The 12189-nt window shown below is 70.3% G+C and carries 13 protein-coding genes; 9 read left to right on the forward strand and 4 right to left on the reverse strand.

What is annotated here, in order from left to right; translation table 11 throughout:
• The first annotated feature begins 186 nt into the window (after window positions 1-186).
• The 7 genes from glyQ to BLR05_RS04510 all read left to right on the forward strand — a co-directional run bounded on the left by glyQ (window position 187) and on the right by BLR05_RS04510 (window position 6781).
• Window positions 187-1197, forward strand: a complete 1011-nt coding sequence (glyQ, locus tag BLR05_RS04480) for a glycine--tRNA ligase subunit alpha (protein ID WP_167361193.1) — start codon at window positions 187-189, stop codon at window positions 1195-1197.
• Complete coding sequence (gene glyS / locus BLR05_RS04485) at window positions 1194-3317, forward strand: glycine--tRNA ligase subunit beta (protein ID WP_092832626.1); 2124 nt, start codon at window positions 1194-1196, stop codon at window positions 3315-3317. The genes glyQ and glyS overlap by 4 nt, the downstream gene beginning before the upstream one ends.
• 6 nt (window positions 3318-3323) lie before the next feature.
• A complete protein-coding gene (locus tag BLR05_RS04490; RefSeq protein ID WP_167361194.1) occupies window positions 3324-3980 on the forward strand; it encodes a hypothetical protein in 657 nt (218 codons plus the stop codon).
• A gap of 8 nt (window positions 3981-3988) precedes the next feature.
• Window positions 3989-4540 (forward strand): D-glycero-alpha-D-manno-heptose-1,7-bisphosphate 7-phosphatase, encoded by a 552-nt coding sequence (locus BLR05_RS04495; protein ID WP_092832627.1) that lies wholly within the window; start codon window positions 3989-3991, stop codon window positions 4538-4540.
• An 84-nt stretch (window positions 4541-4624) separates the two neighbouring features.
• Window positions 4625-5380 carry a lysophospholipid acyltransferase family protein gene (locus BLR05_RS04500; protein ID WP_092832628.1) on the forward strand — a complete coding sequence of 252 codons (756 nt, stop codon included), beginning with the start codon at window positions 4625-4627 and terminating at the stop codon, window positions 5378-5380.
• Window positions 5380-6291, forward strand: a complete 912-nt coding sequence (locus BLR05_RS04505; protein WP_092832629.1) for a M48 family metallopeptidase — start codon at window positions 5380-5382, stop codon at window positions 6289-6291. Before BLR05_RS04500 ends, BLR05_RS04505 begins: the two co-directional genes overlap by 1 nt.
• Before the next feature lie 46 nt (window positions 6292-6337).
• Window positions 6338-6781, forward strand: coding sequence for a rhodanese-like domain-containing protein (locus BLR05_RS04510; RefSeq protein WP_167361195.1), 444 nt, complete (start codon window positions 6338-6340; stop codon window positions 6779-6781).
• Window positions 6782-6787: 6 nt separating this feature from the next.
• Here the strand turns inward: BLR05_RS04510 and BLR05_RS04515 are convergent, their stop codons facing one another.
• A complete protein-coding gene (locus BLR05_RS04515) occupies window positions 6788-7429 on the reverse strand; it encodes an FMN-binding negative transcriptional regulator (protein WP_092832631.1) in 642 nt (213 codons plus the stop codon).
• A gap of 130 nt (window positions 7430-7559) precedes the next feature.
• Here BLR05_RS04515 and pdxR point away from each other — a divergent pair, with 130 nt between their 5' ends.
• Window positions 7560-9044, forward strand: a complete 1485-nt coding sequence (gene pdxR, locus BLR05_RS04520) for a MocR-like pyridoxine biosynthesis transcription factor PdxR (RefSeq protein WP_092832632.1) — start codon at window positions 7560-7562, stop codon at window positions 9042-9044.
• A 45-nt stretch (window positions 9045-9089) separates the two neighbouring features.
• On the opposite strand, the gene lysM is transcribed toward pdxR, so the two are convergent.
• Complete coding sequence (gene lysM, locus BLR05_RS04525; protein WP_092832633.1) at window positions 9090-9581, reverse strand: peptidoglycan-binding protein LysM; 492 nt, start codon at window positions 9579-9581, stop codon at window positions 9090-9092.
• Between the two features lie 175 nt (window positions 9582-9756).
• Here lysM and BLR05_RS04530 point away from each other — a divergent pair, with 175 nt between their 5' ends.
• A complete protein-coding gene (locus BLR05_RS04530; protein WP_092832634.1) occupies window positions 9757-10527 on the forward strand; it encodes a type III pantothenate kinase in 771 nt (256 codons plus the stop codon).
• On the opposite strand, the gene BLR05_RS04535 is transcribed toward BLR05_RS04530, so the two are convergent.
• Together BLR05_RS04535 and BLR05_RS04540 are read right to left on the reverse strand one after the other, a co-directional pair.
• Entirely contained in the window at window positions 10524-11300 is a 777-nt protein-coding gene (locus BLR05_RS04535) for a hypothetical protein (protein ID WP_092832635.1), read from the reverse strand. The genes BLR05_RS04530 and BLR05_RS04535 overlap by 4 nt on opposite strands.
• 35 nt (window positions 11301-11335) lie before the next feature.
• Window positions 11336-12001, reverse strand: coding sequence for a TetR/AcrR family transcriptional regulator (locus BLR05_RS04540; RefSeq protein ID WP_092832636.1), 666 nt, complete (start codon window positions 11999-12001; stop codon window positions 11336-11338).
• Window positions 12002-12189 lie beyond the last annotated feature (188 nt).

A 12189-nucleotide genomic window follows, 5' to 3' on the forward strand; every position in this document is an offset into this window, starting at 1 on the left:
ATGCCAGGCCGCCGACATCCCGCGGCGCGCACTGCCATCCATGCTGGGAATGCGGCGCCACCCGGGGTGGAGGCGCGGCAGCCCGGCCCCGTAGAATCCCCGGTTCCGCGCGCAGCGCGACCATTCTCCAAGACCGCGCGCCCGGGCAGACGGCTTGCAGCCGCCCGGCCGCCAGGACACACACGCATGTTGACCTTCCAGCAAATCATCCTGAAGCTGCAGTCGTACTGGGACGCCCAGGGCTGCGCGCTCCTGCAGTCCTACGACATGGAAGTGGGCGCGGGCACCTCGCACACGGCTACCTTCCTGCGCGCCCTGGGCCCGGAGCCCTGGAAGGCCGCCTACGTGCAGCCCAGCCGCCGCCCCAAGGACGGCCGCTACGGCGAGAACCCCAACCGCCTGCAGCACTACTACCAGTACCAGGTGGTCCTGAAGCCCGCGCCGGCCAACATCCTGGAGCTGTACCTCGGCTCGCTGGAGGCCCTCGGCTTCGACCTGAAGAAGAACGACATCCGCTTCGTGGAAGACGACTGGGAGAACCCCACGCTCGGCGCCTGGGGACTGGGCTGGGAGGTCTGGCTCAACGGCATGGAGGTGACCCAGTTCACCTACTTCCAGCAGGTCGGCGGCATCGACTGCAAGCCCGCCACGGGCGAGATCACCTACGGCCTGGAGCGCCTGGCCATGTACCTGCAGGGCGTGGACAACGTCTACAACCTCGCCTGGACCGACACGCTCAAGTACGGCGACGTCTACCACCAGAACGAGGTGGAGCAGTCCACCTACAACTTCGAGCACTCCGACGCCGACTTCCTCTTCACCGCCTTCGCGGCGCACGAGAAGCAGGCCCAGTACCTCATGGAGCAGCAGCTGGCGCTGCCCGCCTACGAGCAGGTGCTCAAGGCCGCGCACAGCTTCAACCTGCTGGATGCGCGCGGCGCGATCTCCGTGACCGAGAGGGCCGCCTACATCGGCCGCATCCGCAACCTGGCGCGCGCCGTGGCCAAGAGCTACCTGGAAAGCCGCGAGCGCCTGGGCTTTCCCATGGCGGACCCCACCATCGCGGTGGAGGTGCTGGGCAATGACGGGCTGGACCGCGTATCCGCCCCCGAGCGAAAGGCGTTGCTGCAACACGTCAAGCTGGACAACGCGCTGCCTGAGAAAAGGCAAGCCCAAGGGAAGAAGGTGAAACTGTGAACAAAAATCTTCTCGTCGAACTGTTCGTCGAAGAACTGCCCCCTAAGGCCCTGCAGAAGCTCGGCGACGCCTTCGCCCAGGTGCTGCTGGCGCAGCTGCAGGCCCAGGGCCTCGCCTCCGCTGCCTCGCGCCTGACGGCTTATGCCTCGCCCCGGCGCCTGGCCGCCCACATCACCGAAGTCGCGCCGCAGGCGGCCGACAAGGCCGTCTCGCAGAAACTCATGCCCGTCACGGTGGGCCTGGATGCGTCCGGCAACGCCACGCCGGCGCTGCTCAAGAAGCTCGCCGCCCTGGGCGCTGATGCCTCTGCCGTGCCCGGCCTGCGCCGCGCACCCGACGGCAAGGCCGAGGCGCTGTTCCTCGACAGCACGGCGCGCGGTGCCACGCTGTCCGAGGGGCTGCAGAAGGCACTGCAGGAATCCGTCGCCAGGCTGCCGATTCCCAAGGTGATGCGCTACCAGCTCGAATCGGGCTGCGAGCAGCCGGGCTGGACGAGCGTGAGCTTCGTGCGCCCCGCGCACGGCCTCGTGGCGCTGCACGGCATCGAAGTGCTGCTCTCCGTCTCGGTGCTGGGCCTCACGGCCGGCAACGCCACCCACGGCCACCGTTTCGAGGCGGCCGTGGACCCGGTGGTGCTCCGCAGTGCCGACACCTATGCGCAGCAGCTGGCCGAAGAAGGCGCCGTGATCGCCGGCTTCACCGAGCGCCGTGCCGAGATCGTCCGCCAGCTGCAGGCTGCCGCCGGGCAGGTGGGCGGCGGCGTGCGCCCCATCCAGGACAACGCGCTACTCGACGAGGTGACCGCCCTGGTCGAACGCCCGAACGTGCTCGTCTGCGAGTTCGAGAAGGAATTCCTGGGCGTGCCGCAGGAGTGCCTCATTCTCACGATGAAGGCCAACCAGAAATACTTCCCGCTGCTCGATGCCGAAGGCCGGCTCACGCACCGCTTCCTGGTGGTGAGCAACATCCGCCCGGATGACGCGAGCGCCGTGGTCGGCGGCAACGAGCGCGTGGTGCGCCCGCGCCTGGCCGATGCCAAGTTCTTCTTCGACCAGGACCGCAAGAAGACGCTCGAATCCCGCGTCGCCTCGCTCGCCAAGGTGGTCTACCACAACCAGCTCGGCACCCAGGGCGAGCGCGTGGATCGCGTGCGCGCCATCGCCCGCGCCATTGCCCAGCAGATCGGCGACGTGGAGCTGGCCCGCCAGGCCGACCAGGCGGCGCATCTCGCCAAGGCCGACCTCGTCACCGACATGGTGGGCGAATTCCCCGAACTGCAGGGCACCATGGGCCGCTACTACGCCCAGGCCGACGGCCTGCCCGCAGAAGTGGCCGATGCCATCGAAGACCACTACAAGCCGCGCTTCGCGGGCGACACGCTGCCGCGCGGCGACGTGGGCGTGGTGGTGGCGCTGGCCGACAAGCTCGAGACCCTGGTGGGCATGTTCGGCATCGGCAACCTGCCCACGGGCGACCGCGACCCGTTCGCGCTGCGCCGCCATGCGCTCGGCGTGATCCGCATGCTGGTCGAGAAGGAGTTGCCGCTCGATCTGGAAACCCTGCTGCACAGCGCGCTGCCCGCCTTCGGCGACAAGATCCAGGACGCCACCGCGCCGCTGGCCGACTTCATCTACGACCGCCTGGCCGGCAGCCTGCGCGAGCAGGGCTACAGCGCCCAGGAAGTCGATGCCGTGCTGGCCCTGCGCCCGCAGCGCCTCGCCCTGGTCGGCAAGCAGCTCGCCGCCGTGCGGGCGTTCGCCGCGCTGCCCGAGGCCCCGGCGCTCGCCGCTGCCAACAAGCGCGTCACCAACATCCTCAAGAAGGCCGGCGACGTGGATGCGCACGTCAACCCCGAGCTGCTGCGCGAGCAGGCCGAGAAGGACCTGTACGCCGCCCTGCAGCGCTTCGTGCCCGAGGCCGACGCGCTCTTCGCCGCGGGCGACTACACGGGCAGCCTGCAGACGCTGGCCGTGCTGCGCGCGCCTGTCGATGCATTCTTCGACGACGTGATGGTCAATGCCGAGGAACTGGACCTGCGTCTCAACCGCCAGGGTCTGCTGCAGAGCCTGCACGCGGCGATGAACCGCGTGGCCGACCTCTCGCGCCTGGCCGTCGCCTGAGCCTGCATGGGCGAGCCGGCCATGCCCGCGCGCGGCGTCGCCGACGGTGCCACCCGCACCGCCTGGTGGCTGTTCGCGCCGCCCGCGGCGCTCGTCGGGCTGCGCTGGCTGCTGCAATGGCACGATGACCGCTGGCCGGGGCCGGTTGTCTGGGCGCTGGCGCCGTTCGACGGCACGCGGGCGCCCGGTGCGGGCCTGGCCGTTCTCGGCCTGGGGGCCGCGGCCGTGGCCGTCGCCGGGGTGCTGCTGCGCTGGATGGCCCGGCGGTGGGGCCGGCAGGCTGCACGGCACACTGCCATCGGCGCATGGCTGCTGGCCTGCGCCGGCGGCGCCGTGGCCCTGGCGCTGCGGCATTGGGACGCCCGGCTGCTGCAGCCCCTGCCGGATGCCAGCGTGGTCGTGGCGGGAAGCCGGCCACAGCCGGCCAGCCTGCGCGGCCCGGGGGGAACGCAGGTCGTGCTGCGCTGGCAGCCGGAAAACGATGGTGCTGCCGACCCCCTGCTGCGGCAGGCCACGTTGCCCGATGACCCTGCCGCAGCCTGGAAACCGGGGCAGGCGGTGCACCTGCGGTGGGCGCGGGGGCGGTTCGGCGGCCTCTACGCCACCGGCTGGGATGCGCCGCCGACCGGCGGCACGGTGCCCGGCGGGCCGCATCTTCCATAATCGCGCGCATGAAACTTGCCATTCTCGACCGCGACGGCACGCTCAACGCTTCCGGCGAGGAATTCATCTCCGCGCCGGAGGAATGGGTGCCCGTGCCGGGCGCGCCCGAGGCCGTGGCCCGCCTCACCCGCGCAGGGTGGCGGCTGGCCGTGGCGACCAACCAGCCCGGGCTGGGGCGCGGCCTGTTCGACGTGCTGGCGCTCAATGCCATCCACGCACGCATGCACCGGGTGCTGGCAGCCGCCGGCGGCCGTATCGAGGCGGTGTTCTACTGTCCCCACGCGCCCGACGAGGGCTGCGCCTGCCGCAAGCCCGCGCCGGGTCTGATGGAGCAGATCCGCGACCGGTTCGGCGTGGAGGGCGGCGAGATCCTCGTGGTGGGCAACTGCCCGGAGCACCTGTGGGCCGGGGCCGCCATCGGCGCACGGCTCCATGCGGTGGGCGAACCACCCGAAGGCAGCCGTCCCTGGCCGCCCGGCGTGCAACGCCATGCCAGCCTCGCGGATTTCGCGGACCAGCTCCTGGCTGCGGGAGAGCGCCCGCCGCCCGCCGGCGACTGACGCGCCCCCCGGGGCGTGGCGCGCCGAACCGTTCCCGGCCGCTTTTCCCGCTGACTTTTTCCTTTTCTTCCTCGCATCCCTCGCATGGCCTTCATCCGCTCCGTTCTCCATCTGCTCTGGATGGCCCTCACCGTGGTGCCCTACACCCTCGCCATCCTCGTGGCCCGGCTGTTCGGCGCGCCCACGCGGGTGCGCTACCGCATCGCGCGTGCCTGGCTCAAGCTCAGCACCGACGCGGCCCGCGTGATCATGGGCATCCGCACCCGCATCACCGGCATGGAGCACCTGCCGAAGGATCCGGGGCAGGGCGTGGTACTGCTGGTCAAGCACCAGTCCACCTACGAAACCTTCCTGATGCCGGCCATCATGCCGCGCCCCCTGGCGTACGTGTTCAAGAAGGAGTTGCTGCAGATCCCGTTCTTCGGCTGGTCCATCGGCAGCCTGGACATGATCCATATCGACCGCAACCAGCGTGCGCGCGCCTTCGTCAAGGTCCTGCAGCAGGGCCGTGCGCTCCTGGCCCGCGGTACCTGGGTCATCATGTTCCCGGAGGGCACGCGCATCGACCGCGGCCAGAAGGGTGATTACAAGAGCGGCGGCACGCGCCTCGCCATCGAGGCCGGCGTGCCCGTGGTGCCCGTGGCCGTGACCTCGGCCAGGGTCTGGCCGCGCAAGGCCTTCGTCAAGCGTCCCGGCACGGTGGATGTCTCCATCGGCCGCCCCATTCCCTCCATCGGGCGCAAGCCCGACGAGCTCATGGCCGAAGTCGAAGCCTGGATCGAAGGCGAGATGCGGCGGCTGGATCCGGAAGCCTACGGAGCCTCCGGCACGGACCGGTGATGCAGCGCCTGGTGCAGCTCGCACTGGATTTCTTCGGCGGCGACGGCGGCAGCGCCCCGCCGGTGTCGGCGCGCGGCCTAACCTCCGATGCCGCGCCCCCGGGCGTGGGCGATCCGGCAGAAGCGGGCGGACGCGACAACGTGCTGCGCGGGCCCATGGAGTTCCGCCATCCCCGGGCGAACCGCGAACTGCTGCTGGGCGACGTGCTGGTGGCCTATGCGCTGCAGCGTTCCCGCAGGCGCACCATCGGCTTCACCGTGGGCGCGGACGGGCTCTCCGTGCGGTCGCCCGGATGGGTCTCGCTCGCCAACGTGGATGCGGCCGTGCGGGAGAAGTCCGCCTGGATCCTGCGCAAGCTCGGCGAGGCGCAGGAACGCCAGCGGCGCCAGGAAGACGCACGCATCGCCTGGGGCGACGGGGCCGTGCTGCCTTACATGGGCGAGCCGCTCACCATCGTGCTGGATCCCGCCCACGGCTTCCGGGGGCAGGGCGGGGCACTGGTGTCCGGTCCGGGCGGAGCCCTCAGCCTCCATGTCGGCCTGCCCCGCGCGGCCACGCCCGTGCAGGTGCGCGATGCCGTGCAGGCGTGGCTGATGCGCGACGCGCGCCGCCATTTCACCGCCCGGCTGGACCATTTCGCGCCGCTCCTGGGGGTGCAGTGGCGCACGCTGCGGCTGTCGAGTGCGCACACCCGCTGGGGCAGCGCCCGCGCCGATGGATCCATCCGCCTGAACTGGCGCCTGCTGCACTACCGGCCCGCCATCATCGACTACGTGGTCGCTCATGAACTCTCGCACCTGCGCCACATGGACCACAGCCCCCGTTTCTGGGACACGGTGGCGACCGTGGTGCCCGACTACGCCGCGCTGCGCGACCGACTGCGCGAGGATCCCGCGCCGCAGTGGGACTGAACGCACCGCGTTGCCCCGGCCCGACCGGCTGGCACAGAATGCGGGCATGACCACTTTCTCTCCATCCTCTTCTTCCCCCGCCGCCGAGGTTCTTCCCGCCGAAGGCTACGCGGGCGATGTCTCTCCCCAGACCGCATGGCAGTGGGTGCAGGGCGGCCGGGCCGTGCTGGTGGACGTGCGCACCGATGCGGAGCGCGACTGGGTGGGCTTCGTGCCGGGGGCCGTGGCCATTCCCTGGAAGGTCTATCCAGGCATGGCGCCCAACCCCGACTTCGACGAAGCCCTGCGTGCCGCCGTGCCCCCGGGCGGGCAGGCCGTGCTGCTGTGCCGCAGCGGCGTGCGCTCCGTGGCGGCGGCCCGCCGCGCGGCCGAGCTGGGGCTCACGGCCTACAACATCCTCGAAGGCTTCGAAGGCGATGCGGACGCCGAGGGCCACCGCAACCGCATGGGCGGCTGGCGCTTCCGCGGCCTGCCCTGGCGGCAGGGCTGACCTTTCTCAGAGCGGTTCGCGCGCTGGCGATGCCGCCTGCATGGCATCGGCCAGCGCCTCCTGCCCGCGGTCGCGCAGCGCCTGCACCGCTCCGGCGAAATCGCGGGCGTCGCGGTTCTGGCCGAGCTTGCGCTTGCCCTCCATGCGGGTGATGGCGATCTCGATGCCCACGATCTGCCGCACCATCGCATCCAGGTAGTCCGCGGGCGCATCCCCCATCTTCCAGGGGCGCTCCATGGCGGCTTCGTGCCTGCGCGTGAGCCGTGCGACCACCCCGCGCACGAACGCCTCGTCGTCACGTACGGCCATGCGGCCATGGACATGGACGGCTTCGTAGTTCCAGGTGGGCACGTGCCGATGGTGCTCGGCCTTGCCGGGATACCACTGCGGCGAGATGTACCCCTCGGCGCCGCGGAACACCACCAGTACCTCGCTCCCGTCCGCCACATCCGTCCACACCGGATTGGCGCGCGCCACATGGCCCGACAGCGTGCCGAGCGGCCCTTTGCCGGCATCCAGCAGGAACGGAAGATGGTTGGCATCCAGGCCCTGCGCACCCTGGGTGACCAGCATCCCCAGCGGATGGCTTTCGATGAGGCGATGCTGTTCGGACATCCGGGTTTCGGCGAAGGCGGCGGGCAGGTACATGGTCGGAAGCGAGGGCAGATGGGCGGCAGCGGCAGGAGGAAGGCGCCGGACTGCCTGCGACTGTGCCCCATCGGTGGCATGATGGAAACGGCCACTTTGGCATGATTCACGCAGACCAGTCGGGAGACCCATGACCGCTGCGCATTCCGGCCGCCGCAAGGGCCGGGACCTCCAGGCCGAACTCAAGGCGCGGATTCTCGACGGGACCTACCCCGCCGGTGCCTGCCTGCCATCCACGCGCAGCCTCGCCGCGGAGCGGGGGCTGGCCCGCAGCACCGTGTCCACGGTCTATGAGCAACTGGCGGCCGAAGGATTCATCGATTCACGATCCGGCGCCGCCAGCCGGGTGGCCCAGGGCGCGGCGCCTCTGGCTGGCGGAGGGCTCGAAGCCGGGGCGGGCGGCGCGTCCCGGGTGGATGGCGAGGTACGGCTGTCCGCGCTGGGCGAGCGTGTCCGGCAGCTGCAGCCCCCACGCGTCTCCACGCCGGCGGTCGTGCCGGAGGATCCAGCCGTCGTCGATTTCGTCTATGGCCCGCTCGCAGGGCGCGATTTCCCCACGTCTGCCTGGGAGCGGGCCGTGCGGCAGGCCGGGCGCGAACGCCCGGAGCGGCTGGCCTACGGAGATCCCCGTGGAGACCCGGGCCTGCGCGCGGCCTTGCAGTCGCACCTGAGCCGCACCCGCGGGCTGGCCTGCCATCCCGACCAGTTGATGATCGTCAATGGTTCGCAGCAGGCGCTGGACCTGTGCGCCAGGCTGCTGGTGGATCCCGGCGACACCGTCGCGGTGGAAAACCCCGGATACCGCATGGCCCACCAGGTGTTCGAGGCCGCGGGAGCGCACCTCGCAGGGGTGGAAGTGGACGCACAGGGCCTGCGCACCGACCGTCTTCCCTGCGGGGAGGGTGCGCGCCTGGCCTGCGTCACGCCCACCCACCAGTTCCCCCTGGGCAGTTTCCTGTCCGTGCCCCGGCGGCATGCATTGCTGGCATGGGCGCAGCGGCAGGGCGCCTGGATCGTGGAGGACGACTACGACAGCGAATACCGCCACGCGCTGCGGGCAGACGCGACGCTCCATACGCTGGACGCGCACCAATCCGTCATCTACGTGGGAACCTTCTCCAAGACGCTCTCGCCCCAGCTGCGGCTGGGCTACATGGTGCTGCCCCGCGCGCTCGCGGACGTGTTCGCAGCCGCGCGCCGGCTGGGTGACCGGCATGCACCGTTCGGCACGCAGCGGGCCCTCGCCGCGATGATGGAAAGCGGCAGCTATGACCGCCACGTACGCCGCATCCGGCGCCTGCAGGACGCCCGGCGCACCGCGCTCCTCGAGTCCATCGGACAGTATTTCGGGGACCGTGCGGTGGTGGAGGGGGCCTCCGGTGGCCTGCATGTGGTCGTGCGGCTGCCCGGTGTGTCGTGCAGCCTGGAGCCGGACCTGGCAGCCCGGGCATTGCGCCACGGCGTGCGCATCTATCCGCTGGGCCCGTTCCACCTGCCCTCACAGGCCGATGTGCCGGACCGTCCGGCGGGCTTCGTGATGGGCTATGCCCTGCTGGAACCGGCGCAGGTGCAGGAGGGCGTGCGCCGTCTGGCGGCGGCTTTTCCCGGGGTATGAGCGCGCGGCCGGACCGATGCAGCGTCCGCCTGGCCGCGGCGCGCGTCACAGGGGCGGAATGCGCAGCTTCTGGCCCGGGTAGATCTTGTCCGGGTGCGTCAGCATGGGCTGGTTGGCTTCGAAGATGCGCGGGTACTTGTTGGCATCGCCGTAGTACTTCTTGGCGATCGCCGACAGCGTGTCGCCGCGCACCACGTCATGGTATTGCGCCTCAGGCTCCGACGCCTGCACGGCCATCTGGTTGTCCACGCTCGTCACGCCGGACACGTTGCCGCAACACAGCGTGACCTTCTCCTTGGCGGCCTGGGTCGGCGCCTCGCCTTGCACGGTCACCTTGCCTTCCGGGCCCGCGAATGCCACCCGCACATCGCGCACGCCCAGGTTCTGGGAGGCGATGTAGGTCTCGATCGCCTTGCCGGCGGTGGCGTTGAGTTCCTCCTGGCTCGGTGCGGCGGGCGCAGCGGCCGGTGCGGCATGTGCCTCCTTGCCCCCGAACAGCTTTTCCCCGGCTTCCTTGACGAAGCTGAAAAGTCCCATGGCATTGCTCCTTTTTTCTGGATGAAAGAACGGCCGGCGGGTGCCGGCCCGGAACACTTTAGCGCCTGGTGACGCGCCCGACCTGTCGGACATCGGCCCGAGCCCGGCCGTGGGTCCGGGCCGGGGTGTGCCGCACGGAACAGTCGTGTTTGTAAAACTCGTGATAATCCGCCGCATGACTTTTCTGGCCATCGACGTCGGCAACACCCGCCTGAAATGGGCGATGTATGACGCCCCCAAGCCGGGCGCCGCCGTGCTGGCCCACGGCGCCGAATTCCTCGACCACATCGAGCGGCTCGCGGACAGCGCCTGGGCGGGGCTGCCCGCGCCCACGCGCATGCTCGGCTGCGTGGTGGCCGGCGATGCCGTGCGCCGGCGCGTCATGGAGCAGATGGAGTGGTGGGACGTGCCGTCCCACTGGGTCGTTCCCTCCGCGCAGGAAGCAGGGCTCGTCAACGGGTACGACCATCCCACGCGCCTGGGCTCTGACCGATGGGTGGCCATGATCGGCGCGCGCCACCGGCTGCTGAGGCAGGGCACTGCGCGTCCCCTGGTGGTGGTGATGGTCGGAACGGCGGTGACCGTGGAAGCCATCGATGCCGAAGGCCGCTTCCTGGGAGGCCTCATCCTTCCGGGGCACGGCATCATGCTGAGAGCCCTGGAGTCCGGCACCGCGGGGCTGCACGTTCCCACGGGCGAAGTGAAGCTGTTTCCCACCAACACCAGCGATGCGCTCACCAGTGGCGGCACCTACGCCATCGCCGGTGCCGTGGAGCGGATGGTGCAGCACGTGATCCAGCACTGCGGCGAAGAGCCGGCCTGCATGATGACCGGGGGGGCCGGCTGGAAAATGGCGCCCAGCATGACCCGTCCGTTCGATCTCATCGAAAACCTGATCTTCGAGGGACTGCTCGCCATCGCGGCGGAGCGGTTCCCCGGGCCCTAGCCTTCGGCGAGTTCCAGCCGGGCCAGTTCCACGGCCAGGCGTTCCGCCGCGTCGGCGGCTTCGGCGCCCGCCGCCTCCTCGTAGAGCTGGGCGGCCATGTCCTCGTACTGCTCCCCGTTCAGCATCAGGAGTGCATGGGCATGCTCGATGCGTCCGATCACGGAGTGGGGGTTCAGGGCAAAGGACTCCGCGAAGAGGCGCAGGCTTTCCTCGCGGCGCGCGCCGTGGGTGATGCTGCCCACCATTTCACCGACCTTGTCGATCACCTCGGCATGGAACACGGCCAGTGCCAGCCGCGCGTCGGCATGGCGTTCGCTGAGCGCGATCGTGCGGTCCAGCGCCGTCCGCACCTGGCGCGTGAGGCCCAGCGCCAGCGCCTTGGCCACGCTGATGCCCTGGCTGTAGCGCCCGAGGGCGTACGCGTGCCAGAACCAGGCGTTCGGGTTGCCGGGCTCCGCATCGGTCTGCGCCCGCGCACGCTGCGCCGCCGCGCCGAGCAGCTCGAGCCGGCGGCTTTCGCTGGGCTCCAGGTAGATCGCGTGCACGATCGTCGCCTTGTTGGCCGCGGTGACGCCCGCCCCGCCGGCCGCCAGCCCGACCCGGGCGGCTTCCTCGAACCTGCCGCTGTGGAACAGTGTCCAGGCCTCGAGCGCCGCGGGTTCCCGGGGGACGGGCTCCGCATCGCCCCGGTGCAGCCGCTCCCATTCGCGCAGCACATCGCCGGCGGTGAGGGCGTACTCGCCGGCATAGGGGAAGGGGGTCCAGGATGGCATGGCGTGTCCTGCGTTCGTCCGGAAAAAGGGGCGCATCATGTGGCGTCGGCCGGCTCGTGACTGTCGTCCAAAGCCTGGAGATGCAGGCGCTGACCGTCGGCGAGGTAGGGCCCCAGCAGCCCCAGCACATGCTGGGCCCCGCGCAGCAGCATGGTCCGTGCATTGGAAGGCTCCAGCGCGTGCCGCGGATCGCGGACGTATTCGAAGCTCAGCCAGTACGTGACGGCCACCATGAGATTGTCGGCCACGGTATCGAGTTCCCGTGGGCCGAACCGCAGCGAGCCTGCCTGCTCCATGCCCCGCAGCATGGCACGCACGGCGCCTGCCTTGCGTGCCAGCAGCTCCCGGAAATGCGTCTCGACATGCCGGTTGCGCGACATCAGGTCGTTGAGGTCCCGGTAGAGGAAGCGGTACTGCCAGATGCGCTCGAGCACTGCATGCAGCAGCAGCCGGGCCTCCTCCACGTCGCTGACCTCCGGAGCCGACTCCAGCAGTTCGGATAACTCCGCTTCATAGCGTGCATAAAGCGCCTTGACCAGCTCGTCCTTGGCGGGATAGTGGTAGTAGAGGTTGCCCGGGCTGATGCGCAGCTCCGCCGAGATGGCCGTAGTGGACACATTGGGTTCCCCGAAGCGGTTGAACAGCTCCAGTGTTGTCTCCAGGATGCGCTCCGCGGTGCGCCGCGGCGCTTTCTTTGCCATCTGTGCCTCCCTTGTGCCTTCGGCGGGGGGTAGTTGTCGACGTGCTCTTGCTGGCCCGTGCATGACGGACCCCGGCCCATGTTCCCCGCTCCTTTGCCGGCCCACTCTACCCTGCCGCGGCCTCCGCGTCCTGTTGCAGTGCATCATGCGGGGTCTTGCGGAAGGCAACCCTGCCGGCCCGCGGCTGC

It is taken from the genome of Paracidovorax cattleyae (assembly GCF_900104515.1).
Classification (GTDB): domain Bacteria; phylum Pseudomonadota; class Gammaproteobacteria; order Burkholderiales; family Burkholderiaceae_C; genus Paracidovorax; species Paracidovorax cattleyae.

Excerpts from the sequence above, each read along its gene's own strand:
- BLR05_RS04535 (WP_092832635.1), bottom strand. The coding sequence starts at position 11,300 with ATGCCATCCTGGACCCCCTTCCCCTATGCCGGCGAGTACGCCCTCACC.
- BLR05_RS04495 (WP_092832627.1), top strand. The coding sequence starts at position 3,989 with ATGAAACTTGCCATTCTCGACCGCGACGGCACGCTCAACGCTTCCGGC.
- BLR05_RS04530 (WP_092832634.1), top strand. The coding sequence starts at position 9,757 with ATGACTTTTCTGGCCATCGACGTCGGCAACACCCGCCTGAAATGGGCG.
- BLR05_RS04540 (WP_092832636.1), bottom strand. The coding sequence starts at position 12,001 with ATGGCAAAGAAAGCGCCGCGGCGCACCGCGGAGCGCATCCTGGAGACA.
- BLR05_RS04500 (WP_092832628.1), top strand. The coding sequence starts at position 4,625 with ATGGCCTTCATCCGCTCCGTTCTCCATCTGCTCTGGATGGCCCTCACC.
- lysM (WP_092832633.1), bottom strand. The coding sequence starts at position 9,581 with ATGGGACTTTTCAGCTTCGTCAAGGAAGCCGGGGAAAAGCTGTTCGGG.
- pdxR (WP_092832632.1), top strand. The coding sequence starts at position 7,560 with ATGACCGCTGCGCATTCCGGCCGCCGCAAGGGCCGGGACCTCCAGGCC.
- BLR05_RS04515 (WP_092832631.1), bottom strand. The coding sequence starts at position 7,429 with ATGTACCTGCCCGCCGCCTTCGCCGAAACCCGGATGTCCGAACAGCAT.
- BLR05_RS04505 (WP_092832629.1), top strand. The coding sequence starts at position 5,380 with ATGCAGCGCCTGGTGCAGCTCGCACTGGATTTCTTCGGCGGCGACGGC.
- BLR05_RS04490 (WP_167361194.1), top strand. The coding sequence starts at position 3,324 with ATGGGCGAGCCGGCCATGCCCGCGCGCGGCGTCGCCGACGGTGCCACC.
- glyQ (WP_167361193.1), top strand. The coding sequence starts at position 187 with ATGTTGACCTTCCAGCAAATCATCCTGAAGCTGCAGTCGTACTGGGAC.
- BLR05_RS04510 (WP_167361195.1), top strand. The coding sequence starts at position 6,338 with ATGACCACTTTCTCTCCATCCTCTTCTTCCCCCGCCGCCGAGGTTCTT.